The sequence below is a fragment of the Gemmatimonadota bacterium genome (assembly GCA_022560615.1).
Taxonomy (GTDB): domain Bacteria; phylum Gemmatimonadota; class Gemmatimonadetes; order Longimicrobiales; family Gaopeijiaceae; genus UBA1138.
Genome location: JADFSR010000032.1, coordinates 23,766 through 49,661, shown reverse-complemented (window position 1 = coordinate 49,661; position 25,896 = coordinate 23,766). Strand labels below are relative to the sequence as shown.

Annotated in this window: 22 protein-coding genes and 1 pseudogene; 14 read left to right on the top strand and 9 right to left on the bottom strand. The window is 64.8% G+C overall.

Going from position 1 to position 25,896, the window contains the following annotated elements; translation table 11 throughout:
- Together IIB36_15640 and IIB36_15635 are read right to left on the bottom strand one after the other, a co-directional pair.
- Positions 1 to 1,441 (bottom strand): hypothetical protein (locus IIB36_15640; GenBank protein ID MCH7533168.1); only part of this gene is annotated, 1,441 nt, incomplete at its 3' end.
- 659 nt (positions 1,442 to 2,100) lie between these two features.
- On the bottom strand, positions 2,101 to 2,325 hold the full coding sequence (locus IIB36_15635; protein MCH7533167.1) for a DUF2061 domain-containing protein: 225 nt from the start codon (positions 2,323 to 2,325) through the stop codon (positions 2,101 to 2,103).
- A 229-nt stretch (positions 2,326 to 2,554) separates the two neighbouring features.
- Here IIB36_15635 and IIB36_15630 point away from each other — a divergent pair, with 229 nt between their 5' ends.
- Both IIB36_15630 and IIB36_15625 read left to right on the top strand, forming a co-directional pair.
- Positions 2,555 to 2,890 (top strand): heme-binding protein, encoded by a 336-nt coding sequence (locus tag IIB36_15630; protein MCH7533166.1) that lies wholly within the window; start codon positions 2,555 to 2,557, stop codon positions 2,888 to 2,890.
- A gap of 493 nt (positions 2,891 to 3,383) precedes the next feature.
- Positions 3,384 to 4,370: a hypothetical protein gene (locus IIB36_15625; GenBank protein MCH7533165.1), complete on the top strand. Its 987-nt coding sequence runs from the start codon at positions 3,384 to 3,386 to the stop codon at positions 4,368 to 4,370.
- Positions 4,371 to 4,426: 56 nt separating this feature from the next.
- On the opposite strand, the gene IIB36_15620 is transcribed toward IIB36_15625, so the two are convergent.
- On the bottom strand, positions 4,427 to 4,576 hold the full coding sequence (locus IIB36_15620) for a hypothetical protein (GenBank protein MCH7533164.1): 150 nt from the start codon (positions 4,574 to 4,576) through the stop codon (positions 4,427 to 4,429).
- Between the two features lie 250 nt (positions 4,577 to 4,826).
- On the opposite strand from IIB36_15620, the pseudogene IIB36_15615 reads away from it, so the two are divergent.
- Positions 4,827 to 5,144 (top strand): annotated as a pseudogene (locus IIB36_15615) (HEPN domain-containing protein).
- Positions 5,128 to 5,451, top strand: a complete 324-nt coding sequence (locus IIB36_15610; GenBank protein ID MCH7533163.1) for a nucleotidyltransferase domain-containing protein — start codon at positions 5,128 to 5,130, stop codon at positions 5,449 to 5,451. Before IIB36_15615 ends, IIB36_15610 begins: the two are co-directional and overlap by 17 nt.
- Before the next feature lie 2 nt (positions 5,452 to 5,453).
- Here IIB36_15610 and IIB36_15605 read toward each other — a convergent pair whose 3' ends face one another.
- A complete protein-coding gene (locus tag IIB36_15605; protein MCH7533162.1) occupies positions 5,454 to 5,708 on the bottom strand; it encodes a hypothetical protein in 255 nt (84 codons plus the stop codon).
- Positions 5,686 to 6,723, bottom strand: a complete 1,038-nt coding sequence (locus IIB36_15600) for a hypothetical protein (GenBank protein ID MCH7533161.1) — start codon at positions 6,721 to 6,723, stop codon at positions 5,686 to 5,688. The genes IIB36_15605 and IIB36_15600 overlap by 23 nt, the downstream gene beginning before the upstream one ends.
- A 197-nt stretch (positions 6,724 to 6,920) precedes the next feature.
- On the opposite strand from IIB36_15600, the gene IIB36_15595 reads away from it, so the two are divergent.
- The 7 genes from IIB36_15595 (at position 6,921) to IIB36_15565 (ending at position 16,058) form a co-directional block, all read left to right on the top strand.
- Positions 6,921 to 9,440 (top strand): zinc-dependent metalloprotease, encoded by a 2,520-nt coding sequence (locus IIB36_15595; protein MCH7533160.1) that lies wholly within the window; start codon positions 6,921 to 6,923, stop codon positions 9,438 to 9,440.
- Between the two features lie 12 nt (positions 9,441 to 9,452).
- Positions 9,453 to 10,541, top strand: a complete 1,089-nt coding sequence (locus IIB36_15590) for a dipeptidase (GenBank protein MCH7533159.1) — start codon at positions 9,453 to 9,455, stop codon at positions 10,539 to 10,541.
- A 36-nt stretch (positions 10,542 to 10,577) separates the two neighbouring features.
- Positions 10,578 to 11,420 (top strand): DUF1028 domain-containing protein, encoded by an 843-nt coding sequence (locus IIB36_15585; protein MCH7533158.1) that lies wholly within the window; start codon positions 10,578 to 10,580, stop codon positions 11,418 to 11,420.
- 86 nt (positions 11,421 to 11,506) lie between these two features.
- Entirely contained in the window at positions 11,507 to 12,373 is an 867-nt protein-coding gene (locus IIB36_15580; protein ID MCH7533157.1) for a hypothetical protein, read from the top strand.
- A 36-nt stretch (positions 12,374 to 12,409) separates the two neighbouring features.
- A complete protein-coding gene (locus tag IIB36_15575) occupies positions 12,410 to 13,828 on the top strand; it encodes a cytochrome c (protein MCH7533156.1) in 1,419 nt (472 codons plus the stop codon).
- Positions 13,829 to 13,854: 26 nt separating this feature from the next.
- The gene (locus tag IIB36_15570; protein ID MCH7533155.1) at positions 13,855 to 14,823 is read left to right on the top strand and encodes an MBL fold metallo-hydrolase; all 969 of its coding nucleotides are present in this window, start codon (positions 13,855 to 13,857) and stop codon (positions 14,821 to 14,823) included.
- Positions 14,824 to 14,825: 2 nt separating this feature from the next.
- On the top strand, positions 14,826 to 16,058 hold the full coding sequence (locus IIB36_15565) for an aminotransferase class I/II-fold pyridoxal phosphate-dependent enzyme (GenBank protein MCH7533154.1): 1,233 nt from the start codon (positions 14,826 to 14,828) through the stop codon (positions 16,056 to 16,058).
- A gap of 322 nt (positions 16,059 to 16,380) precedes the next feature.
- Here the strand turns inward: IIB36_15565 and IIB36_15560 are convergent, their stop codons facing one another.
- Complete coding sequence (locus IIB36_15560) at positions 16,381 to 18,669, bottom strand: tetratricopeptide repeat protein (GenBank protein MCH7533153.1); 2,289 nt, start codon at positions 18,667 to 18,669, stop codon at positions 16,381 to 16,383.
- 521 nt (positions 18,670 to 19,190) lie between these two features.
- Here IIB36_15560 and IIB36_15555 point away from each other — a divergent pair.
- The 3 genes from IIB36_15555 to IIB36_15545 all read left to right on the top strand — a co-directional run bounded on the left by IIB36_15555 (position 19,191) and on the right by IIB36_15545 (position 22,669).
- A complete protein-coding gene (locus IIB36_15555; GenBank protein MCH7533152.1) occupies positions 19,191 to 19,418 on the top strand; it encodes a hypothetical protein in 228 nt (75 codons plus the stop codon).
- 464 nt (positions 19,419 to 19,882) lie between these two features.
- Complete coding sequence (locus tag IIB36_15550; protein MCH7533151.1) at positions 19,883 to 20,833, top strand: hypothetical protein; 951 nt, start codon at positions 19,883 to 19,885, stop codon at positions 20,831 to 20,833.
- Between the two features lie 99 nt (positions 20,834 to 20,932).
- On the top strand, positions 20,933 to 22,669 hold the full coding sequence (locus IIB36_15545; GenBank protein ID MCH7533150.1) for a tetratricopeptide repeat protein: 1,737 nt from the start codon (positions 20,933 to 20,935) through the stop codon (positions 22,667 to 22,669).
- Positions 22,670 to 22,789: 120 nt separating this feature from the next.
- On the opposite strand, the gene IIB36_15540 is transcribed toward IIB36_15545, so the two are convergent.
- From IIB36_15540 to IIB36_15530, 3 genes are all read right to left on the bottom strand, one after another.
- Positions 22,790 to 23,695 (bottom strand): host specificity protein, encoded by a 906-nt coding sequence (locus IIB36_15540; GenBank protein ID MCH7533149.1) that lies wholly within the window; start codon positions 23,693 to 23,695, stop codon positions 22,790 to 22,792.
- Positions 23,683 to 24,279: a DinB family protein gene (locus IIB36_15535; GenBank protein MCH7533148.1), complete on the bottom strand. Its 597-nt coding sequence runs from the start codon at positions 24,277 to 24,279 to the stop codon at positions 23,683 to 23,685. The genes IIB36_15540 and IIB36_15535 overlap by 13 nt, the downstream gene beginning before the upstream one ends.
- Positions 24,280 to 24,387: 108 nt before the next feature.
- Positions 24,388 to 25,893, bottom strand: coding sequence for a sulfatase (locus tag IIB36_15530; protein ID MCH7533147.1), 1,506 nt, complete (start codon positions 25,891 to 25,893; stop codon positions 24,388 to 24,390).
- Positions 25,894 to 25,896 lie beyond the last annotated feature (3 nt).

Below are 25,896 nucleotides of genomic sequence, written 5' to 3'. Positions count from 1 at the left end.
CCGTGAGGGCGGCGGCAATCTCGAAACTCCGCCCCTGCTCCTGGGACACGGTGATCTCGGCGTACACCAGGAACATCTTGCTGGTCTGGGCGATCTTCTTGTGCTCGGCGCGGTTTCGGACCTTCATCGTGAAGGTAAGTTCACGGCCGTCGATGATCAGGTCGCCTAATTCAAACAGGGCACGGCGACTGGGGTCGTACAGCGCGGAAAAGCTTACGAAGTTGTTGGCCGTTTCCAGGAGCCAGCGCTGGTACAGGGTGAGCTTCTCCAAGGCAGTCACTTGCTTCACCTCATCCTTCACAGCCAGGTCCTCCAGCAGGAGCTGGAGTAGTTTTTTCTGAGCTGGCCCCTCCAAGTACTCTTTCAGCGTGGTCTCACTCAGCTCGGCTGCGCCATCCGATGGCTTCTCCGCCTGCCACGCGCCATAGGGCTCGAAGATGGCCTTGACCCGCTGCCAGCCGATCCGCGTGAGAGTTTCGGGGGAGTCCGGCTGGGCACGGGCAAGGACCCGGTCTCGTAATTCGTCCATCTGATCCCGGTAGTACGGATTGACGGGGCCCTCCAGATTCAGCACCCCTTCAACATTCGGCGTTTGCAGTGGCGCTCGCGCGAGCTGTCTCTCCATGGCCTGGGGGTCGGAGCCGTCCAGCTTCTGCAGCTCTTCTTCACTCAAGCAGATCCGTTCGGCGGTGCGAGCATCGAGCTTTACCAGGTCGCACTGCCAGAAGAACTGTTCAATCTTGGCATCGACTTCAGACGTGAGCTTTAGGGCCGCCGCCGTGTCGTCGCCCCACGCCAGAATCCGTGCCGCGCCGTCATCTTCGGCGAGTGCCTTCCAGGCCAAGTACTTCCTCGCACCATCCAGGAATTGGCACAAGTGACCTTCGTTGATGCCGTCTTGGCCGCTCATATCCTTGGTACCGCCCACCCGCTCGAGTACGTCATTCGCCAACTGTGCGGCAGCCGGATCCGAAACGTGTTGGGGGGGGAGCACACCGTCGCCGTTGGGAGGGGTCATCCCGTACGTATTCCGAAAGATGCGCACCTGTTCCAGGCTGATCTCGTCCAGGTTCTCCACCTTCAGCTGTCCCAGGATATGGACCGCGGCTTCCTTGAGATGCCGGCCCTCCTCGTGGCTGGTATCCAGGTCCGCGAGGCGCAGGACGTCTGAAGAAGTCGCCATTCGGTCGCAGTTCGCCATCACACGGAAGATCCAAGTCACTGCCGCCCGTAAATGTTCGGGCCGGATGGTCCCGCTGCCGTCCTGATTCAAGTACTCGAGGAACGCGGGATCGCACTGTAGGCTCTCGATCTGCACGCTGGTAGCCGCCCAGCGAGCTGGATGGAGCTGGTGGATGAAGGCAAGATCTTCCGCGCTCTCGATGCGCAGTTGGTGGATCCTGCCGTATTTTTGGAAGACCATGGACTTCATAACGCGCATTCGCCGCCCGTAATGGTAAGCAGGAGCGCCATCTCCTCGACCGCCCGGATGTCCTGGGCGTGGCGCCGGTCCGAAGATGAGGACCTCCCCCTGGCTGAGCCGGTTCTACCCCCCCCCCGCGTTGCTGGGAAGCTCTTGACTCCACGCAGGTCCGGCCGACCCGGAGTAATGTGAAGGATAGCCTGCCGGCTCCGTGGGCGTCAAAGCTCCAGCGTCGGTGCGGGCTCCTAATTTAGGCTCGTGGCGATGCGAAGCCCCCGACTTGCAGTCAGCACCCGTGCGACCAGGCACACCGTTTCGCACCACGACGATCTTCACGTTCTCGTCTGGGTAGGGCCTAGTCGATCGTCAGCTCGGTCCTGAGATGGATCTGCGTCGCCCGTCAGGCCAGCGCGTAGCCTGCCGCAACCCTTCAGGGCTGTTGAAGTTCGAAATCCCCATATGCGACCTTGGCCGAGTCACCACGCCCTCCGCGACCGGAACACAATGCACACTCTCGGGCACCTAGTCCTAGTCCTAGTTACCGCCCGCTGAGCGTCCCAATCCAGCTTTCCCCACGCAGAACGGGCCGGCCCCATCGTAGGAGGTCGGCCGTTTTCTCGTTTCAGGAGGATGTGGACATGAGCTTCGTGCTCTGGGACCTGCGATGGTTCGATGGGCTAGGCGGCCACGTTCTCGTTCACGCCGAAGTGGGCGAAGCGGTACCAGGCGCGCTCGTGACCATAGTAGAGCACCAGCTTCGCGAAGAACTCGATCACCCCGATCTGAGCGCCGATCGCCCAATCACCGCTGACGAGCCCCGCGATCAACACCGTCGTCGTGGTGGCAAGAACCCGCCAGGTGAAAGCCTTCGCGACATGCCGCCTGCGAGAGATCTTCGTCATTTCACCGGCCCCCTTAGAGTGTGCGTTCTCGTATGATCGAATGTACGGCTGGCGGGACCATCTGCGGCGCCCTCGAGGGGATCGAGAAAGCCTACTTCAACACGTGGAACGGTGGGGACGCCGAGGCACAGGGCCTCCTCCACGGTGGATTACCGCTGTCGCCGTAATCGCCCAGGGCCTATTGTCGCGAAGGTCTCACCGTCGCTGACCGTGTCGGCGACGACGGGCGATGGCCCGGGCGGAGAACATCGCCGTGGCGGATGCAGGTGGGAACATCGTGGCGCACGCTCGAATGGACGGAGCGTGGATCGGGAGCATCGACATCTCCCAGAAGAAAGCTTACACGTCCAGAGCATTCGACATCGCGACGAAGGATCTGGCGGAGCATTCACAGTCCGGCAATCAGTTCTTTGGAATCCACGCTTCCAACAGCGGCAAGGTCATGATTTTTGCTGGTGGCGTTCCGTTGAAGAAGGACGGGCAGGTCGTTGGTGCGGTCGGTGTCAGCGGCGGATCGGGAGAGCAGGACCATGCCGTTGCGGAGGCCGCAGCCACAGCGTTCTAAGCTGGCGGGCGACGCCGACGGGGACCGGACGTGCTGCCACCGGTCGACACGCCGATCCAAGTAGACCGGTCGCCTATCCCGCCCTCGCCTAGCTCAGCTCACGCTCTACGCGGTAGCGGCCCTCTAGAAGGGTGATCGGAAAGGGGGGTGGGCCATGGATAGCGCTCCAACCGCTCTATCGACACGGGGAGCCGCCCAGATGATGGAATGGGACGTTGTCGGCCGTCTGTCTCGCGATGATGCTCGGCGCCCGATTCTATCGAGAGAAGGGGGACTCGACCACTGCATCCACCGAGCATACGGTCTAGGACGATGGGCAGCATTAGCGGGATCGCCTCACCTCGGGCACTACGACGTGACCGCCCTCATATCGGTGAGGGGGGCATGCGCCAGTTCTGTTGCTGGGCGCGCGCTTGGCAGACGGACCCGCCTACCGCGGATGTGCGTTTGGGGCTTGAATGGGAAGAGCCGTCAAACAGGTGGGAGGTAACTGATGAACCGATTACGTCGCTACGGAATGGTCTCGGTCGTCTTGTTCACGTCGCTCTTGGCGTGCCTCGTGCCTGCGGCAGTCGCCCAGGAACGGGGTGTCCCTCAGAGCATCGTCAGGCAGGTCGACCATATCGTTATCCGGTCGGACCCGTTTGGGCCGCTCTACCGGCTGTTCGCCGAGGACTTCCAGCTCCCGGTCGCATCCCCCCCAAATCGATCCGCACGACCCGCGGGATATATCAGCGCGGGAAACGTGTATCTCGAGTTCATTAGCGTGGCTCCGTTGCCGAGCGCATCACCAAGCGACACCCGGGCTGCGTTCATGGGCTTTTCTTTCGAGCCGTTGCCGCTGGAGCAGAGCGTGGCCGAGTTGGATCGCCGCGGGATCACGCACGGCCCGGTCGAACCGTTCAGCCGCGATCCAAAGGATTGGCCGTTTTTTACACTCGTGATGCTGACGGAACTGTCGGAGCGGTGGGATGGCACCGCTCCGGTTTCGATGGCCCCGGCTGAAACCGGGTTCTTTTCACTCCCCCTTCGTGCCAGTGGGCTGGTGATCTACCTCTCCGAGTACCACGACCAGCAGTGGCCAGAAATTTTTGTCCGAGACCTCGCTCCTGCGAATCGGCCGGCGCTGCGCGAACAGCTCCGTGCACGCGAGGGTGGCCCGCTGGGTATTTTGGGAGTCAAGGAGATCACGATCGGCGTGACGGGCTACAGCGGCGCAATCGCTCGTTGGGAGCGGGTACTCCGGCCGGCCCCGTCGCTGGGCGAGGGCGCGTGGGCCGTTGGGGAGGGTCCGGCCATCCGGCTGGTTCCGGCTACTGACGTCGGCATTCTCTCGCTGACCTTTGCGGTCCAATCAATCGCCCGGACACGCGACTTTCTCGCCGGCCGGGATATGCGGGGAGAGTCAAGCGCAGAACGGGTAACAATCTCTCCCTCAACAGTGCAGGGACTGGATTGTCACTTCGTTGAGGCGAGGTAACCTGGAAGCGCGCCTGGTGCCCCGCGACGTGTACTGGGCACGTGAGGTAAGGTCTCCTAAGGCAGCAGCAGCATCGTGATGATCCATGCGGCGAAGAGCGTCAATCCCAAACCGACGACATACTTGAGGAGGATGATATCGCGGACGACTTCGGCTTCGAGCGTGGGGTCGCCGATGTCGGGTATGTCTAGATCAGTGCTGGACACGGGCTTCTCTCCTTTCCTATATCCGGTGTCGCTCTGGAGTGTTTCGATGGCCAATAGTAGATCACAGCCGGACGTTATGGGCAAGCGTGTCGGCGGACTTTCCGCGACCTGACCTCCGTTTCCCTACTCCACTCCGGCCCTCCTCTCACCTCGTCACCCGCCTCGTCCCAACCTGCCATGCCTTCGGCCTCGAAAAGGCGCGGTCGTTGCCTGTACCCGTTGACGGCTCTAGTAGGTCTAGCCTTCGACCATGGCGAACCGACACGCAGATCGGCTGAGGCAGGCTGATGCAGACCTGCGCCACGCTCGCAACTCCGTTGAGGCCGGGGACCAGGAATGGGCATGCTTCGCGGCACAGTGCTCCTAGGCGATCTGGCGGAGCGACTTGAGGTCACTACTGCTCTCGTCGACACCGGCAAGCGGCTGGACAAGCACTACATCCTGACGCGGTATCCGAACAGTTTCGACTCAGGGGCACCCACGGACTACTACTACCGAGGCGGAGGCCGAAGCCGCGATCGCTGACGCTGACCAGATCATGGGGTTCTGCCATGGTGCGCTGGGCTGACGTCGAGGCCGTCTCCACGGCCGTAGAGGCGTGCGCGTTGTCGATTCGTCGCCACCACCCAGACGTGTCCCGTATCCTGTGGTACGGGTCTTGGGTGTCCGGCACCGCCACGCCCTCGAGTGACGTGGATCTATGCGTCGTCGTCCACGCTGACGACCGCAGACCGCGGGACCGCATACCCGACTATCTGCCAGATGACTTCCCCACAGGAATCGATCTCTTTGTGCTCACCGAGGCGGAAATCGACTCGCTGGCGGTTCGCTCGCCCGCTTGGCACAGGGCCATCACCTCCGGGAAAGCTCTCTGAGCTCAGAGCCGCCGAAAGCCTCCGGTCTTCTCCACGACGACGGGGTAGCCACCGACCCGTTTGGGTACGCGACCACCGGCCTTGGAGTCGGAGACGTAGACCTTGAGGCACGGCTTGCCACCGCGCTCGCCGATCGCCGTGCCCGAGATCCCGGGGCGGCCCATGACCTTGCCGTTGAGCTCGCGCTGTGCGGTCTTGATGTCGCCGGCCATCAGACGCTGCCACGCATGGTGATCAATTGCCGTCGATCTTGACACCGAAGCGATCCAGCACGAGATCGATCGGGTTGGCAAGCGTCGCGACGGCCGTCCCCGCGAAGAGCAGGCCGACCGGACGCCGGTCGGCGAGCAAGAACCCGTCGGTCACGATGAGCGACCCCGAGTCTCCACCCGCGCTGAAGCCGTTGCCCGAGATGACGATCTGGTCCTCGAAGCGGGCGGTCCCGGCTGCGTACCCGACGTCGATCGTGGCGTTCAGCCCGGTGATGCGACCCTTCGTGTATCCGGTGGTGCGGCCGTACTTCTGCACCTCCATGCCGATCTTGGGCTCGATGGTCCAGCTCCGCGGGGCGCCGTAGCCGCCCTCGGGCGTCTCGTTCTGGAGATCGTCCGTCGTGGTGAGCGCGATCGCCGCGTCGATCTTGTTCATGCCACAGAGGCGGCCACTGCAGAAGTCGATCGTCTCGTAGTCGTGCAGCGTCCCGATGACGTCGTCGGGATCGCGCCCGCCATCGACCACACCGGGCTGAAGCAGGTTGTCGCCCATGCGCCCGCTGTTGTTGGCCGCGAAGATGTGGTTGTTGCTGAGCGCGAAGATGCGCGAGCCGTCCGTTACGCGGGCGCCGATGGTGCCGGCGGTCACGTTCGGATGCCCGGTGCTGACCCCGATGGGCACAGGACGCGGGAAGTTCTTCTTGGGATCGACCGCCTCGGCATCTGCCGGGATCGGCATGTCCCCGAGCGCCAGGAAGGGTCCGGTGATCTCCGGTACGACTTCAACGCCGACCACGTACTGTGGGAAGGTGGCTGCGGCGATCGAGCTCAGGTACACCTTGAGAACGGCGTGTCCTCGTCCATCCACACCGATCGCGGTCCCGACCACGCCATCTCGCGCAAGCCAGTCATCCGTGACCTGTTCCTGCAGCGCGAGCGCTGCCTCGAAAGAGGCTCCGCTGAACTCGAAGGGATCTTGGGGACCCGCAAAGATCAGCAGATCCGCGCCGAGGGCGAGCAAGAGAGTCGCCCGTGACCGAAGTAGTCGTCGCATCCTCATGTGAGGGTATACGACGAAGTGCCCCCCAAGGGTTCCCCAGAAGGCTGTCACGGCCTCCAGAGAGGCCTGGCTTACTCGGCGATGAGGGTTTCTTTTCCCCTCAGTTCAACCGCAGTGACCTGGCCGAGGAGGCCCGAATGACACGCGTGACACTCCGCCGCTCTGTCGAGCTCGCAGCCGCCATCGCTTTCCTGCTGATGGCCACGACGTTCCCCGCCGCCGCGCAGCGCGGTGGTGACAACGAAGACTCCGGCGACCTGCCGTCTATCGAAGAGAAGACGGCCGACATGGAGAAGCTGGACGGCTTCCTGCCACTCTACTGGGACGCAGATCTCGGACAGCTCTGGATGGAGATCCCCGAGCTCGACCAGGAGATGATCCATTTCGCGGGCTTCGGTGCGGGCCTGGGCTCCAACGACATCGGGCTCGACCGCGGCGCGCTGCGTGGCTCCCGCATCGTCGAGTTCGAGCGCGTGGGGCGGAAGATCATGATGGTTCAGCCGAACTACCGCTTCCGGGCGAATTCGGACAACCCGAGCGAGGTAAAGGCGGTGCGCGACGCCTTCGCGCGCTCGGTGCTCTGGGGTTTCACGGCGGCCGCCGAGACGGACGGTCGCGTGCTCGTGGACATGACGGACTTTCTGATCCGGGATGCGCTCGGAGCCGGGAACAGGATGGGTGGCTATCGGCTCGATAACAGCCGCAGCTCCGTGTACATGGACATGACCGACGTGTTTCCGACCAACACCGAGCTGGAGGTCGAGCTGACGTTCGTGTCGGGTGACGGCGGCGGTGGCGGTCGAGGCGGCGGCGGTCGAGGAGGGCGCGGCGGAGGCGGCTTCGCGGGTGTCGGGTCCGTTGCCTCCACGGGTGAGGCCGCGACGATTCGCATCCATCACTCGTTCTTCGAGCTGCCGGACGACGACTACGAGCCGCGCATGTTCGATCCGCGATCCGGCTACGGCTCGTCGTCGTACCAGGACTACGCCGTCCCGCTCGGCGAGGATATGACACAGCGCTTCATTCGGCGGCATCGACTCGAGAAGGTCGACCCGGACGCCGCTGTGAGCGATCCCGTCGAGCCGATCATCTACTATCTCGATCCCGGCACGCCGGAGCCGGTGCGGTCCGCTCTGCTCGACGGCGCCCGCTGGTGGAACCAGGCGTTCGAGGCTGCCGGCTATCGCGATGCGTTCCAGGTCGTGATCCGCCCGGACAGCATCAGCTCTCTCGATGCTCGCTACAACGTGATCAACTGGGTGCACCGCTCGACGCGTGGCTGGAGCACCGGTGGATCGGTGTCCGACCCACGCACGGGTGAGATCATCAAGGGCGTCGTGACGCTCGGCTCACTACGCGTGCGTCAGGACTACATGATGGCTGAAGGGTTGCTCTCACCGTACGCGACCGGTGACGAGACGCCTCCCGAGCTCGCGGTATGGGCGCTCGCTCGCATTCGCCAACTCGCGGCACACGAAGTCGGCCACACCATCGGCCTCGGCCACAACTACTACAACAGCAGCGCGGGGCGGATCTCGGTCCTCGACTATCCACATCCGCTCGTGACTCTGAACGGTGACGGATCCCTCAACCACTCGGAGGTCTACGACGTCGGCATCGGCGAGTGGGACAAGGTGGCGGTCACGTACGGCTATCAGGACTTCCCCGACGGGACCGATGAGGAAGCCGCGCTCGAGCGCATCCTGCAGGACGCCTGGGACGACGACATCCGCTACATGACGAACCAGGACATCGCGACCACGCCCCAGGCCGATCAGTGGGCGAATGGAACCGATATGGCGAGGGAGCTGAATCGCATGATGGACGTGCGCGCCGCCGCGCTGTCGCGCTTCGGCGAGACCGCGATCAAGAACGGCACTCCGATGGCGAAGGTCGAAGAGGTTCTCGTGCCCCTCTACATGTACCATCGCTACCAGGTCGAGTCGACGGTCACCGCCGTGGGGGGCGTCGGATACTGGTACGCGTCCCGGGGTGACGGCCTCACTCCCCATTGGCGCATTCCAGCCGACGCGCAGAACCGAGCGTTGGACGCCCTCATGCGCACGCTGGCTCCCTCGGAGCTGGTCTTGCCCGAATCGATCCTGGCGCTCATCCCGCCGCGTCCCCCGGGCTTCGGCCGAGGCCGCGAAACGTTCCCCCGCTACACTGGCGGCGCGTTCGATGCGCTCACTCCCGCGGTCGTCGCGGCCAGCACCACGATCAATTCGCTGCTCACGCCCGAGCGAGCGGCCAGGATGGTCGAACAGAACATGTTCGATTCGTCGCTGCCGAGTCTGCACGACGTCCTGGGCCGTCTCATAGACGCGAGCTTCGGCGCATCGGCGAATGGCGCCTACGAGACGGAGGTCAAGCACGCGATCGAGGGCCTGGTGATCGAGCGCGTCAAGTGGCTCGCGGCGAGCGCACCGATGCTGCAGGTGCGCACGGCGTCGACCGCGGTGCTGCAACGGATGCAGACCAACCTGATGGCGATGAACGACTCGCCCCAGGCCGCCACGCTCGCGCTGGACGTGCGGCGGTTCCTGGAGCGCCCGGCCACCCCGGCTGAGACCCAGAGCGCGGTAGACGCGCCTCCAGGCGCACCGATCGGCGACCCGGGGCTGCGGTGGATGACGGGCACGCCCGCCAGGAACTGGCTTAGCTCGATGGAGCCGTGGTGCGCATGGGACAGCCACGACTGGGAGAGCTACCGCTGACGGAGAGAACGCATGCCTGAGAAGACGATTCCGGTCTTCGACGGCCACAGCGACACTCTTACGAAGATTCGTCACGGGGGTCCGGACGCGCAGCGTTCGTTCCTCGAGCGGAGTGAGCTGGGCCACCTGGATCTCCCGCGGGCCCGCGAGGGCGGGCTCGTGGGGGGGTTCTTCGCGATCTTCACGTCCTCCCCAAAGTACGAGCGGGTGGTGGGCGATCTCCTCGGTCCGGACGGAAAAGTCGTGCCCGGCGGTTGGTCCATCCAACTGCCTGCGAAGCTCCAGCGGCGCATCGCGACTTCGTGGACGCTGTCCGTGATGTCCGACCTGTTCCGGCTCGAGGCCGAGTCGGACGGGGAGATCGAGGTCGTGCGCAGCGTGGCCGATCTCCGAAGATGCCTGGCGGAGGGCACGTTCGCCGTGATCCTGCACATCGAGGGCGCCGAGTCGATCGACAGGAATCTGGAGGCGCTCGACGTCTTCTACGAGGCGGGGCTACGCTCGCTGGGCCCGGTGTGGAGCCGGCCGACGATCTTCGGGCACGGGGTCCCGTTCGACTTCCCACGCAGCCCCGATACCGGCCCGGGGCTCACGCCCGCAGGACATCGATTGGTCAAGCGCTGCAACGAGCTCGGAGTCTTGATCGATCTCTCGCATCTCAACGAGAAAGGCTTCTGGGACGTCGCCAGGATCTCGGACGCCCCGCTCGTCGCGACGCACTCCTCGGCGTGGGCACTCTCTCAGACCCCGCGCAACCTCACCGACGAGCAGCTCGACGCCGTCGGCGACAGTGGTGGTGTCGTCGGCATCAACTACGCGGTCGGTTTTCTGCGTGCGGACGGTAACGGGACCGGACAAGTCGTCACTCCTCTCACGGAGATCGTGCGTCACGCCCGCTACGTCGTGGACCGTGTCGGCGTGGACCACGTCGCGCTCGGCTCGGACTTCGACGGCGCGACGATACCGGACGACCTGCGGGACGTGAGCGGCCTGCCACGCCTCATCGAGGCGTTTCGTGACGCAGGCTTCGAGGAGAAGGAAATCGAACAGATCGCGTACAAGAATTGGATACGCGTGCTTGAACAGACCTGGCGGGCCTGAGGAAGGCTCGTCACACAACTCCAAAGGAGTCTAGCCATGTTCTCGGTCCCGCGGCCCATGCGCTGGGCGCTTCTTTCGCTGATCGCTCTCGCGCTCCTGCCCGCTACCGCGTCGGCCACCTGGTCGGTTATCGCGATCGACGCACGCACGGGCCGCATCGTCGTCGCGTCGGCTACGTGTGTGCCTCAGAGCCGCTTCGCGGGCTTCCCCGCCAAGGGCCTGATGGACATCCAGGCGATCGTGGTGCCCGGGATCGGCGTGGCGGCGGCCCAGGCGGGTGTGGACAACACGCGTGAGAACCAGCGGCTCATCTACGCGCAGCTCAAGGCGGGCACGCACCCCGAGCAGATCCTCGAGCTCCTCCAGGCCGATCCCGATATCGAACGCCGCCAATTCGGCATCATCGACCGGCAGGGCCGCTCGGCCGGCTTCTCGGGAAGCGGAAACCGTGCCGCATCGCTTTCGTACCAAGCTCGCGTGCCGGGCACCGACATCTACTACTCGGTGCAGGGCAACATCCTCGCTTCCGACGCGGTGGTCCACGACGCCGCGCGCGCGCTCGAGCAGACCGAGGGCACACTCGCCGACCGTGTGATGGCGGCGATGGAAGCCGCCGACGAGGCCGGCGGCGACGTGCGCTGCACCTGCGAGAGGGAGCCGCTGCCGGACGCGCCCTGCGACAGTAAGAACGCGCACGTAGCCTACATCCTGGCGGCGGATGCGGACGATCCCGAGGGCGAGTCGTTCAACGACGGTGACTACGCCATGTACATCAATGTCACCGACGACGACATCCAGCAGCACGAGAACGCCAATCCGGTCATCACGCTGAGGATGCGCTACGACGCGTGGAAAGCCAGGCAGGAAGGTGGCGAATAGCACGCTCCGGCGGGGTCGAGATCGGTTGCGCAAACCCCGCTCGGGCCTGAGCTTGGCGTAGCAAAAATCGTCCCAAGGGAGAATCGATGCGCAGTCAGCGTTTCTCGGCGATGGGCGCGCTAGCGCTGATCGTCGGTTTGTGGTTGCCGGTTCCGACCGCCGCACAGGGTGTTCCGCTCGGTCTCACGAGTGGCAGCGGCCAAGGCGTGACGCCCGCTTACGAGGGGTGGTACCCCAACCCGGACGGCACCTTCACGATCTCCTTCGGCTACTTCAACCGAAATACCGATCAGGTGCTCGAGATCCCGCTGGGTGAGAACAACTCCATCGAGCCCGCGGAGTTCGACGGCATGCAGCCGACCCGTTTCGAGCCGCGACGCCACTGGGGCGTGTTCGGGATCGTCGTTCCGGCGGACTTCGGACAGCGCGCGACGGTTACGTGGACGATCAAGATGGGCAGCCATGTGTACTCCATCCCCGCCGCGCTGAAGACCGATTGGAAGATCGACGCGCTGGAAGGCGAGGGCGCAAACGGCAACACACCGCCCCGGCTTTCCTTTGTCGAGGGAGGCCCCGAGGGTGCCGCGCCTCTCGGCATCGTGGGTCCCACACTCAGCGGCGCCGTCGGTGAGCCTGTCGAGGTCATCGTGTGGTCGAAGGACGACGCCGTGTCCGGAGCTGGCCTCGCCGCCGCGTTCTCCGGGGGACGCGGGAGGGCCCCGCCACGCGTGACGCTGACGTGGTTCAAGCATCAGGGTCCGGGACAGGTAACGTTCAGCGAAGAGTCAGGGCGCGTGCCGGCCGAGGGCGGTATGATGACCACGACCGCCACGTTCGACACGCCGGGAGAGTACATTCTGAGGGTGCGGGCGAACGATTCGTCTGGAGTCGCCACAGCCGGCCACTCCCAATGTTGCTGGACCAACGGGTACGTGAAGGTCACGGTCCGTTAGCAGTAGACGGTCCGTTAACACTAGAAGGAGCGCGTCATGCGAAGGACGTCGAGTTCGATGTTGTTGAAGGTGGGGGGCACCGGTGTCGTGGCGCTTGCGGTCGCTTTCGCGATCGGGGCCGGAGATATCGCGGCTCAGGAGAGCCTAGAGGACAACGTGACCTACGCACGCGACGTCGCGCCGATCCTGCAGGAGAACTGCCAGGTCTGTCACCAACCGGGCTCGATCGCACCTATTTCGCTGATGACCTACGACGACGCCCGCAGATACGCGCGGCGGATCCGTTCGAAGGTCGCCGAGCGCTCGATGCCTCCCTGGCACATCGACCGTAGCGTCGGCATCCAGGAATTCAAGAACGACCGCGGCCTCAGCGAGGACGAGATCGAGACGATCGTTCAGTGGGTCGACAACGGCACGCCGTTCGGGGACGAAGCCGACATGCCACCGCCGATGGAGTTCCCGGATCCGAACGACTGGCAGTTCGCGCCCGACTTCGGCGAGCCCGACATGGTCTTCGCCTCCGAAGCGTACGATCTCGCGGCCGAGACGCAGGACAAGTGGTACCGGCCCATCACGGAAACCGGAATCACCGAGCCGCGCTGGGTCAAGGCGATCGAGATCCGGCCGGTCGGTCTGGGGAGTCGCAGGATCGTGCACCACGCACTCGCGTTTCTCCTGCAGGATGAGGAGCAGGGCGAGAGGAGCGCCGGAGCCGCGCAGGTGACCGATCGCGGAGCGATGGGTGGCCCTGGCCTCTTCATGGAGTGGGCGGTCGGCAAGCGCGGGGAGATCTTCCCCGAGGGCGCCGGCAAGCTGATGATGCCCGGCGCGAGGATTCTCTGGGAGATACACCTGCACGCCATCGGTGAGAAGGTGGAGGCCGGACAGGTCGAGCTCGGCGTCTGGCTCTACCCCAAGGGCGAGCAGCCCCGGAACCGCACGCGCCTGAACATGTTCGACGCGCGCGGCCGTTCGGATCTCGATATTCCGCCGGGTGAGGTCGCGGTGACGCAGGACTTCCATGTGCTCAAATGGCCCGCTCGCCTCGAGAATTTTCAGCCGCACATGCACATGCGTGGCAAGGCGATGTCGATGGAGGCGATCTATCCCGACGGCCGCAAGGAGATCCTCAGCCAGGTCAACAACTTCCAGTGGAAGTGGCACGTCAACTACATCTACGCGGATCACGCGGCTCCGCTGCTGCCGGCGGGGACGACGCTCGTAATTACCGCTTGGCACGACAACACGGCGGAAAACCCGAATAACCCCGATCACACGCAGTGGGTCGGCTGGGGTGATAGGACGGTGGACGAGATGGCCCACGCGTGGGTCGACGTCACCTACCTGACCCAAGAGGAGTACGAGAGCGAGGTCGCCAAACGAGAGGCGATGAACGCCGACGAAGCGAACAACGACGAGGACGAGAACGGGGCCCCGGCGCCCACGAACCGGTAGGGTTTCGCGCCAGGCTCGTTTCATCCATGGCGAACCACCGTCGTCGGTCTGCGGCACTCGCGTTGATGCTCATCATGGGAGGCTGCTCGGAGCCAGCCCCGCTCGTCCGCACCGCCGACCCGGATGCTCGAGGCTATACGGACGAGGACTTCCCTCGGATCCGAGAGCTCGCTGCCAACGTCTACTCCTACGAGCAGCTCCGGTCGGCTGGGGACGAGCGCTTCACCACCGTGAGCATGTTCGTGGTCACCAGCGAAGGTGTTCTGGTGGCGGACGGTCAGGGGAGTGTCGAAGAGACGCAACGCTTGATCGACCACATCGCCGAAATCACCGACCAGCCGATCACGCATGTCGTGATCTGCTCGGACCACGGCGATCACACCAATGGAAACTCTGCGTTCCCCAGTGACGCGGTCTTCCTTGCCCATCCGACGTCCGCCGCCACACTCGCTTCGAGCGCGAACAACCCGAACCGTCGCGAGGACGCCCCGCCCGTCGTGCTGGCCACGGAAATCGTGCACGATGAGACGACGACCATCACGCTCGGTGACCAGGAGATCGAAATCCTCTTCCTCGGCAGGGCCCACACCGGAGGCGACCTCTCCGTCTATCTGCCCGCCGAGAAGATCCTCTTCATGAGCGAGGCGTATCTGCACCGAGTCTTCCCGGCGATGCGCACGGCGTTCCCGTCGGAATGGGTCGCGATGATCGAGCGTGCACAGGCCATGGATGTCGACTATTACGTGCCGGGGCACGGTTTCGTCGATTCGCCGGACGTGCTCGAAGAGGAGCTCGAGACGTACCGGCAGGCGCTGGTCACAGTCATCGCTGAGGCCACACGACTGCACGCTCAGGGGTTGAGCCTGGAGGATGCTCAGGCAGAAGCGGTTATGGGGGAGATCGAGACGTGGTCGTTGCGCTCGAGTCAAAAGTCCCGAGCGATCCAACAGGTGTATGCGGAGCTGGACGGGGAGCTACCGGGGGGGTCCGAGTGACGGTGTCCATCGCAAGCGCGCTCATTCAGAGCGCACAGAACAGACCCGGCGACGACCCCATCTTCTCGCTCAACGCGGAGGCAGCGAAGCGAAGCGCCGCAGGCGAGTCGATCCTGGATGCCACCCTTGGCGTGCTGATGGACGACGCGTGCAAGCTGGCGGTCATGCCGAGCGTGTCCGAGGCGCTCTTGCGCGTTCCGTTGGAGCGCGCCGCGGGGTACGCCCCGATCGCAGGTTCAGCGCCGTTCCTGGGGGCGACGATCTCGGATCTCTTCGACGATGGCCCCCTCGCCGCCCAGGCCATTTCTGCCGCTACTCCGGGCGGTACGGGCGCGATCCACCACGCGGTCGTCAACTTCCTGGAACCCGGTCAGAGCGCGCTGACGCCCAGCTACTTCTGGGGGCCCTACGGTGTGATCACCACGCACGCGGGGCGAGACGTCGACACCTTCCGCATGTTCGGTGAAGACGGGCGCCTCGATCTCGACGCGCTGGCCATAGGTATCGATCGCCACATCGAACGGCAGGGCCGTGTCCTGCTGTTGCTCAACTTCCCCTGCCACAACCCGACGGGGTACTCGCTGGACGAGTCCGAGTGGGCCGCTGTCGCGGAAGTCGTCCGCTTCGCGGGCGAGCGAGCCCCCGTCGCCACCCTGCTCGACTGCGCGTACCTACGCTTCGCGGATCCTGCGTCGGACCACTGGTTGCACGCCATCGGGACCATGCTGGAGACGAGCACGGTGCTCGTAGCGTGGACCGCGTCCAAAACGTTCGCCCAATACGGCGCGCGAATAGGCGCGCTCATCGCGATGCACCAGGACGCAGCCGAGCGGGAGCGCCTGACGAACGCTCTTTCATACTCGTGTCGCGCAACCTGGTCCAACTGCAACCACCTCGGTCAGCTCGCGGTCACCGACCTACTCACGGACCCGGACCTCAAGGCGCGGGCGGACGCAGAGCGCGATGCGCTGATCGACATGCTCCGCCGCCGCGTTGGCGCTTTCAATGAGGGCGCCCGGGAAGCCGGCCTGAGGGTTCCGCGCTACGAAGGCGGTTTCTTCGTAGCGGTGTTCACGCCCGACGGCGAGAAGACCGCGGAGGCGATGCGAGCCGAGGGAGTCTACGTCGTGCCCATGGAGGGTGCGGTGAGGGTGGCGCTGTGCGCCACGCCGGAGGCGCAGGTTCCCCGGATCGTGGAGGCGCTCCGGATCGGGGTGGACGCGGCAACGGGCTAGCGCCCCGCCACCGCCCGCCCGACCCTGATCGCCTCGTCGGCGCGGGGGCCGTTCATGAGCAGTCCCCGTCCTGTCCCAATATTCGATCGATCGGATCAGGCGGCTTCTCGATAGTAACGGCTGAGGATGTCTCCCAACCGTTCCTGTCGAACGACAGGCCCTAGGGCGGGTTCTGGAACCCCGTCGATCGGCCGATTGCCGGGCTGAGTTTTGAAACAGGACGGACGGAAATAGCCCCTTCGCCGAGCTCACGCTCGATGCGGTAGCTGCTCTCGAGGGCCGCGTCTAGGTGGGTGAGGGGATCGGACATGAATCTGGAGCCCTACCGGCCAGCCCCTCCGCTCAGCCTGGCGATCGCGTCGCGGGCATCCTGGACGATCGGTTGTAGCTCGGGGTCGGCAGTCGCCCAGTGCTCCACAAAGTACGCGTATGCCTCGACCGCCTCAGCCACCCTGTTCTGGGCTTCAAGGACGTGTGCGAGCCTGAGCCGGACCATGGGATAAGCCGCAAACGGCCGTAGGAGGCCGGCCCAGGCGGACGTCCTAAACACCCGCTCGGCATCCGCCCATCGGCCGAGCGCGGTGTAGGCCTCTCCCAGCGCCCACATCGTGCTGCGCGTGTCGCGGCGTCCGGACGTCACCAACTCGACGAGCGCGGGTAGCGCCGAAGCCGGTTCGCCACGTCGCAAAGTCCCGTAAGCCTCGACTACATCGAGCCCCAATCGATCGACGTTGTCCGGCGCGTCGCTCACCTCAGAGGCCTCCGTCAGAAGCTCGATGACCTGTCGGTGGTCTTCCCACCGTCCATCGTCCGCCGCCCACATGCCGGCCATGGCCAGCCGTCTCTGCCCGGCACCCTCGTGAATCTCTGCTGGTCCGAAGTGTTCGAGGAGCAGATCCCGGGGGATGGCGGAGGCAAGTCCCATGACGAAGGCGTCGTGCAGTGAGATGACCTCTCGATCCGTCAAGACGTCATCTAGGTTAGAGAGGCCCTCGCGAACGTGGCCACGCCATTGGAGGTCCGCGTCGAACAGGTCGAGGGTGGGCATCGGGCGATCCCCCAGAACGGCAGCAACCCGCCGGGCTTTCTCATAGTGATGAGGATGGTAGAGGTAGCCCACGATCAAGAGCGCCGCCGTGGCTCCACCGACCTCGGCATCGACTTGGATCCAGGCCGCTTCACGCGCCGTCTCGTCTCCGAACGCGAGATCCAAAGCGAGTTGTGCACCCCGCGGGTCCATGTCGGGCATGGGCGGGCCGGTCACACCTGATGACGCGTCCACAAAGGCGCTCACCAGCTCCGTCGCCAGAGCACTGTCCGCGCGTTCCGTGAATGCGAGTAACACCGCATGCGGATATAGCGCGGCCCGTCCGGGATCGAGCTGGATCGCGGTCAGAAACGGCTCTTCGAGCTCCAGAGCGTTCGCGAGCCCCCCAACGTTGTGTAAGCGCTGCTCGCCCAGCCAGTACCAAGCGGTCGCGTCGTCGGGGTACCTCGCGACGGCTTCCTCGAGCAGTCGAAACCGGTCTCGCAGATCGGGCTCCGTGAGCCCCTGAATCACCAAAGCCTCGCGGTTGGTGAGGCGGCCGATGTTCTCCCGCGCGAGACGCTGATGTCGCAGGACAAGTGGATCTGACATCGTCGCGCCCCAGCCGTGGACTTCCATCAGCCGATAGTGTGCGCGGGCGAAGGTCGGGTCGTGATCGAGCGCGAGGTTGAAGGCGTCTCGCGCGTCTTCCAGACGGTATTCGCGGTAGAGCACCTCGCCCTGCAAGAACGCGCGCAGTGCCTCGGGTGATTCACTCGTGGTGCGCGAGAGGTCGACGGCGGGAATCTGCCCTTCCCCCTGGAGGACCGCACCGAGGATCTCCACTGCCAGGCCATCCGCCAGCGGGAGAAGATCTCCGGGGTTCCCAGAGCGCTCGATCGACCACGCGGCCGCTCCCGGATTTCTGAGATCGTAGATGTCGACGGAGACGCGTACCACACTCCCCAGCACGGTCGTAGTCGGGAGGACGGCGTACGTCGCACCGGTCGCCACGGCGATCTCGAGAGCTGTGGACTCATCGGCCGTACCGCCCTCCGGGACACGCTCGGCCCACCGCGCCCGCACGGTTCGGGGGCTCACGGCCCGCCACCCCGACACGGCGTCCAGACCAGACGAAAGCACGCTCACGATGCCTTCGCCAATGTCTTCGGCACCCGCACCTGCGGCGACACTCGGCAGCACGGCGATGGCCGGCGCGGGCTCGAAGTCCGCGCCGAGTACCGTGGCGGTGCCAGCCCGTGGCCGGTACGCGCGGCCGCCGCTGAACAACGTGAATACACCGCCAAGGCCAGCCAGAAGCGTCGCCAGAATCACCAGCTCGGCCCCGCTAAAGCGCTGTCGTCCCTTCTCGCCGTGGTACCAGGCGAGCACCAGCACCACTGGGATCCCCAGTGCGATCAGAATCGGCAGCATCGCTTGGACGGATTCCAGGAACTGAACCGTTTCCGCGAGCGTGGCGACAACCTCCAACGTTGCCCACGAGCCCGTGAGGTAAACTACGAGCCACTGGACGATCTTCCGCTCGCGGAGGCTGCGGAAGAAACTATGCGGCGAAGGTTCCATGCTTCCTACCTGTCCACCAACATGCTGCAATCCTTCGAGAGCCACGAAAGGACACTAGGCCCCACGTGATACCACGCGTTCGAGGGCTGCGTTCAGTTGGTTCATGGGGTCGGCATGAAACGCAAGATGCGGGAAAGATGTGAGGGGCGCGAGTATCACGACTGATGGTCAAACTGATAGTACGCCCTCACCTTACCTCGTCGGTCCCTGTTGCTCCTGCTGCTCTCACCTGAACCCGAGGGTGCCGTCCCTCCCGCCCCCGTCGGCTCTCACCTGCCCTTGCATGGATAGGCATCATGGGAGGCACGGCGTCCGCTACTGGTTTGGATCAGCAGCAAAGCAGCCCCAAAAGTGAAGAGGCGTTCACCTCGCGCTCGCGGCTCTGCGGGTGAAGGCCGAGAAGAGGATGCTCGCCGAGGCGACGCCATATCGATTCCAGAGCCGCGGCAATTTCTGGTCGTATTGCGGGCTCGCGTGGTGACGCGGACCTCGTCGGACTGGGTGTGGGAAGCGAGCGGGCGGTGAGTGAGGAGACCGGTACAGCAGACGCGGCGCCTGAACCGGAACTTCAACCACACGCTGAAGCGCGTGTTCAAGGGTGCGGCGACCACTACCAGAGCCTGTTGGACGGCGGCACGAAACCGAACCTTGCGAAGCAGACCATCGCGCGACAGATCGGCTCGATCATGCTGGCGCTGTGGCGCAGCGGCGAGACCTACGACCCCAAGAGGCTGGAAGCGACGGACTAGAAAGGGCCGGGATCGGCAAGCGTGGGGTCGAAGGTGGCGCTCAGGTCTGATCGAGGAGTAAGTCACCGTCGAGTAGGCCGTGCGTGCGGAAGTAGCGGAGCACGCGACGTGAGGGTGCGGTGAGGGTGGCGCTGTGCGCCACGCCGGAGGCGCAGGTTCCCCGGATCGTGGAGGCGCTCCGGAAAGGTCGATCCCGGAGTCGAGTAGCAACCGGCGCTGAGACATCGGGGGCGCGCGACGGAACCGGTGAGGAAGGAGTTCTTCGTGCGGGACCTGGGTCCTACGCACGGCAAAGTCCGATCTCGAGGAAGGGGTCGCGAAGCTAGCGAAGCTCCACGCCACCGGAACTGGCGGATGACAGGTGGTGCCATCCCTTCCGCTTTCGTACCGCGGTTGAATTCCTTATCCCTCCTCCCATATCGATTGCCGCCCTGTGGGAATGATCAACACCGGAGGATGCCTGGATGAAGCGAATCGGACTCGCGACCGCCCTGCTCTTATTGGCCGGAGCATGCGCTCCGCGCGACGACAGCCCATCGGAATCTCTCGACCCGGCGGACACCCCGGGTGTCGTCGATGTCATCGCTCGCGGCATGACATTGGTTGCGCCCGACGAGATCCCATCAGGATGGACGACGTTCCGCTTCAGGAACGAAACCCCGATGATCCACTTCGCGGTGGTGGAGCGGCTCCCTGATGGTCAGGGGATCGAGTCGCAGCAGGCAGAGGTCGCCCCGGTGTTCCAGGACGGTTTGGATCTTCTGAGCGCAGGCGAGGTCGACGCTGCGCTCCGGAGATTCGGAGATCTCCCCGCCTGGTTCGGCGAGATCGTCTTCCTGGGTGGCCCCGGACTCACGTCGCCAGGCCGCACCAGCCAGGCCACGGTCTTTCTGGAGCCAGGCACCTACCTGTTGGAGTGCTATGTGAAGACCAACGGCGTCTTCCACAGCTACAACCCTGACCCCTCGATCAACGGTATGGTTCACGAGTTCACGGTCACCGACGAGTCGTCGGAAGCCGTGGAGCCCAGCTCTACCATTCAGATCGAGATCTCCACAGCAGGTGGGATCGAGGTGGAGGGAAAGCTGGTTCCCGGGGAGCATACGGTGGCCGTGCGCTTCGTTGATCAGACCGTCCACGAGAATTTCGTCGAACATGACATCCATCTGGTACGCATCACCGACGACGTGGACATCGCGGAGCTGGAGCGGTGGATGGACTGGAGGCAGCCCATGGGCCTCCAGACCCCCGCTCCCGCCGTGTTCCTGGGCGGCAGCAATGAGATGCCGGCCGGCACCACCGGCTACTTCACCGTGGTGCTCGAGAGTGGCGATTACGCGTGGGTCTCCGAGGTCCCGGGCTCCTCAGATAAGGGCATGTTGAAGCTCTTCAGCATTGGGCCGGAAGACAGCTAAGGGTCTTCCGTGAACTTGGCTAATACGGTCTGGCGCCTGTAACGTCTAGGCTGCAATGAAAAGGTTTGATCGCCCAGCCGCCGAGCGACAAGGATCTGGATGTCATTCTTCGATGAGTTGAAACGCCGAAAGGTGTACCGGGTCCCCGCGCTGTACCTCGTAGTCAGCTGGCTGGTGTTGCAGGTGGCGGACGTGTTCATGGATTTCCTGCCCCTGCCTGAATGGACCGGCAGCCTGATATTCGTCCTGCTGGTGCTGGGCTTTCCGGTCGCCCTGGTGCTGGCCTGGGCCTTCCAATTGACCCCGGAGGGCTTGCGCCGTGAAGACGGGCCAGGGGAAACTGCAACACAGGGTTCACGGTCATACAAGCTCGATGCCCTCATCGCGCTGGCGCTGCTCACCGCCGCAGGCTACGCCCTGTACTCGCGTGACTGGGACGGCGGATCCGGGAGTGCGGGATCGCCGTCCCGGATCGACGCGATCGTGGTGCTGCCTCTGGATGATCTGACCAACGACCCGGCCCAGGCCTATTTCGTGTCCGGCATGCACGAGGCGCTGATCACCGAGCTTTCCAAGGTCGAAGCCCTGAGCGTGATCTCGCGCATCTCGGCCATGGCCTACAAGGATTCCGAGAAATCGCTGCGGCAGATCGCACGTGAACTGGGCGTCGACGCCGTGGTCACGGGCTCCGTGCTGCGTGCCGGCAGTACCGTGCGGGTCACTGCCCAATTGATCGAGGCCGGCACCGACCGCCACCTGTGGGCCGAGAACTACGATCGCGAATTGACCGATATCCTGGCGCTCTACGGCGAGGTGGCGCGGGAGATCGTGGCACAGATCCGGGTCGAGGTGACGCCGGAAGAAGCGTCACGACTCAGCGCGAGCCGGACGGTGAGCCCGGCTGCATATGAACGCTACCTGCAAGGGCGTTACCTGTGTGAAAACTGGAGTCCACAGGAGATGCAACAGGGTATCGACCTGATGCGCGAGGCCTCCCGGCTCGATCCGGCCTATGCCCCGGCTCAAGCGGAGCTAGCGCTGTGCCTCCAGTACAGCGCTTTCTTCAATTACGTCCTGCCACTGGACGTCTACGAGGAATCGAAAGCCGCCGCGCAGAGGGCGGTGGAGCTGGACGAGCAACTGGCCGAGGCGCACGTGGCGATGGCCGGGGTGCTGTATTACCTGGAGTTCGATCGGGCGGCGGCCGAACTGGAGCTACAAAGAGCGCTGGAGCTGAACCCGGGCAGCGTCAAGGCCCTGATTCACAGCTCATGGCTGTTGGGAGAATCGGGGCGCTTCGAGGATGCTCTGCCACCTACTCTCAAGGCCATCGAACTCGACCCGCTCAACACTTCCGCGAACCACGCGCTGGGCCAGATCTACTTGCTGGCGCGGGATTTCGACGCGGCCATCGAAGCCTTCGACAAGGCCCTGGCATTGGACAGGGGTGACCCCGTGCTGGTGGCCTGGCCGGCCTGGGCCTATGTGGAGCAAGGCGAGTTACAGCGTGCCCTGGACCTGAGCCGAACCGCGGTGGAGCTTTCCGGGCGGGCTCCGCTGTATGTCTCGCAACTCGCGTACATCCATGCCCGGATGGGCAGCCTCGATGAGGCCCGTCGCCTACGGGAGGAGCTCCGCCAGAGCGACCTGGCAGCCGCGTCCGACCTCGCTCTGGTTCATATCGGTCTTGGTGAATACGAGGAAGCCATCGACCAATTGGAATTGGCCTTCGAGCAGCGCAACGGTGCGCTGGTCTACATTCATCACGGCGCGCGCTTCGATCCCCTGCGCGATTATCCGCGGTTTCAGCGGTTACTGAACAGGTTCGATCGGTAGCCTCTGTACCCGGCCGTCGGTGCGCGCCCGCGCGACTTCCGGCTAGAACGGCTGGGAGGGATCCTCAGCCATTCCCCGGATCGTGGAGGCGCTCCGGATCGGGGTGGACGCGGCAACGGGCTAGCGCCCCACCGCCGCCCGCCCGACCCTGATCGCCTCGTCGGCCTGGGGTCCGTTCATGAGCAGTCCCAGGAATCCCTCCTCGATCCGGCGTGCTACGTCGTCGCTGTTGGCGGTAATCATGTCCGGCATACCGATCCGTGTCGCGTGCCCGAGCACCTCCAGGTTCCCGGCCTCGGCGGCTTCCCGGTCGCCGTCGAGCGCACGGGTCAGACTGCCGATGCCACAGGCGAGAACGCTGTACCCTGGCGTATCCGCTATCGCCCGAACCTCCGCCAACGCGCCAGGATCTTCGATCATGATCATCGCGATCGTGGTCCCCGTCGGGTTCGTGGGCGACCACACGTCGGCTCCCGCGTCCGTGAAGAAGCTCACCGCGAGCGCCGCTTCTTCGGCACTGCGCACGTGTGGCAATACGACGCCGTCCGCGCCGCGCTCGAGCGCCTCGACGACGCGCGCCCGCGCCGCCTCGGGGCCGTCCGCCGAGATCGGCGGAATGCGCACGAGCAAGGTCTTCCTCTCAGAAGTCCCCTCGTTGCCGAGCCCGCTGGAGATAGCGGATATAGCCTCGGCGTCGTACGACCCCTCGAGGTTCAGGAACAGGTAGTCCAGCAAGTCGTTGCGGCCGAGCTCGGTGCCGCCCTCGGTGGTGTATAGCGCGGGCGGGCGCTCACCGGCCGGCCCACGCTCGCCGCGCGGGCGCTCACTTGGCACGAAGATGCCGAAGGCCGGCTGACCCTCCGCCCAGAGCCGGATCGCGACGGATTGAGCCGCCGAGGTGACCGGCGGCGTTGTGGCAGAAGTACCGTCCGTCGCGGCTTCCGACGACTCTCCGCCGCAAGCGCTCAGTGCGAAGAGCGAGACGAGGGCCAGCGCGTAGCGCCGGCGATCCTCTATCTGGACCACGGCGGCACGACACCGTTCATGCGGGCATACGCGATCGACTGTCCCAAGTGCTCGTTCATGTGCGCGACGAGCTGCAGCATGACCGCCCATTTCTGGACCTGCCGGCCGTACAGCCGGGTGGAAATTGCAAAGTCCGACTCAGACATCGACTCGAGGTTGTCGCGCACGTGGTCCATCGAGGCGCTGAGGACCCCGACGATCCATTCCTTGTCCGCGGCGGACGCCGTCTTCGCCTGGAAGCGCGCGGTCACGTCGTCCTCCCAACGCATGTACGCGTCCTGACCCATCGGCGATTCGATGCCCATGCTCTGCTCCAGGTACATGTAGTTGTAGCGGGCTATGTGCATGTAGACCCTCGCGACGGATGCCACTCCTTCTCCGGGACTCCAGCCGTACTTCTCGGCCGGCATCGCTTCGGCGAGCATGACCGCCTTCCTGGCCGACGCTCCGAACTGCCGTTGGATCTCCGTCTTGAAGCCGTCGGGTGTCGACTGCGCCGCGATCGGCTCCGCCAGGGGCGCAGAAAGCGACGCCGCCATGGCGAGAACGGACAGGACGGTCAGCGGACGGGTCAGGCGGTTCATGGTGGTCTCCGAGTTGGTGAGGCAGTGGAGCGCCAAAGATACACGGCGGACGGGTGCCAGGCTGCTTGCTACTCCTCCCGCAGGCGCCCTCGCAGCGACCCAGACTCGCTAGCGAGCGCCCTCCGCGCCCAACCCCATCGCGCCGAGCACGAGTTGGCCGAGCCGCTCGCGTAGCTCCGCCCTCAGCTCGGCGGAACCCGGATCGTTCACCAGATTCGTCATCTCGTACGGGTCCGCTTCCAGGTCGTACAACTCGTCCAGGCCCGGGTGCTGTACCCAGTGGATGTACTTGTACCGGTCGGTGCGAATCGAGCGGTAGTCCATGTCCATGAGGTGCGGGAACGGATTCTCGTACGTGTAGAACTCGATCAATATCGACTCCCGCCAATTCGAGTCGTCCCCTCGCAGCACCGGAACGAGGGAGCGACCCTGAATGTGGTCCCCGATTTCCGATCCGGCGAACTCGAGAATCGTGGGCGCCAGATCGACGGTGAGCGCGAGCGCGGTGGGACGCGATCCGGCCTCCACGGCTGGCGGATACCGGATGACGAGCGGGTTCCGGATCGATTCCTCGTACGGAAGGCGGCGCTCGCTCGTGAGGCCATGCTCGCCGTAAAAGAAGCCGTTGTCGCTCGTGAAGACGAAGACGGTGTTGTCGAGCTCCCCGCGCTGCTCGAGCGTCTCCAGCAGGCGACCAACGCCATCGTCGACCGCGAGCAGCATCTCCGCACGACGGCGGATCGTACGCTCGGCGGTCTTGGGCGCCTCGACCTCCCCGTAAATCGCTGTGACGTCCCCGGTCGCTCGATACGCCAGCGCGCGCTGGATGGCGGGCTTGTCGTCGAGGTCCGCCAGCGTCTCCACCCCGTTCGGCCGCCTGGGAAAGACTTCGTCGGAGTACTCGCCGACATGACGCGGAGCCGGGATGTATCCGCGTGAACCCCCGGTCGATCCGTCATCGAACTGGGTCACGTCGGGATGCACCGCCTTATGAGCAATGTACACCAGGAATGGCCCGTCACGGTCGCGTTCGATGAAGTCGATCGCGCGTTCGGTCAACAGGTCGGTCGTGTATCCCTCCACCTCGTGCAGTCGACCATCCTCGAAGAACTCGGGGTTCTCGGAGCGCCCCTGACCCGGCAGACCAACCCAGTAGTCGAAGCCCGGTCGCGGCGTCGGGTCGTTGCCCATGTGCCACTTGCCGAGGAAGGCGGTGTCGTAGCCGTCCGCTTGCAGCGCCCGAGGGAAGGTCTTCAAGCGATGGCTGACCCGGTTCCTGGCCACGTTGTCGATGATGCCGTGCTGGGACGGGTACTGGCCCGTCAGCAGGCTGGCTCGGTTCGGCGAACAGAGCGGCACCGCGTGGAAGGAGTTCTCGAACATGGCACCTTCGGCCACGAGCCGGTCGATATTCGGCGTCTGCAGGTAGGGGTGCCCCGCGGCGCCGAACTCGTCCCAGCGCAGGTCGTCGACGACGATCACGACGACGTTGGGTCGAGGTCCGTCCAGAGGCGGAAGGTCGGCGGACGCACGCGAGTCTTCAGTCGGCTCCACCTGGCACGCGAGCGCCAGCAGGAGCACCGGGATCAAGGAAGTACGGCCTTTACGTATCATGCG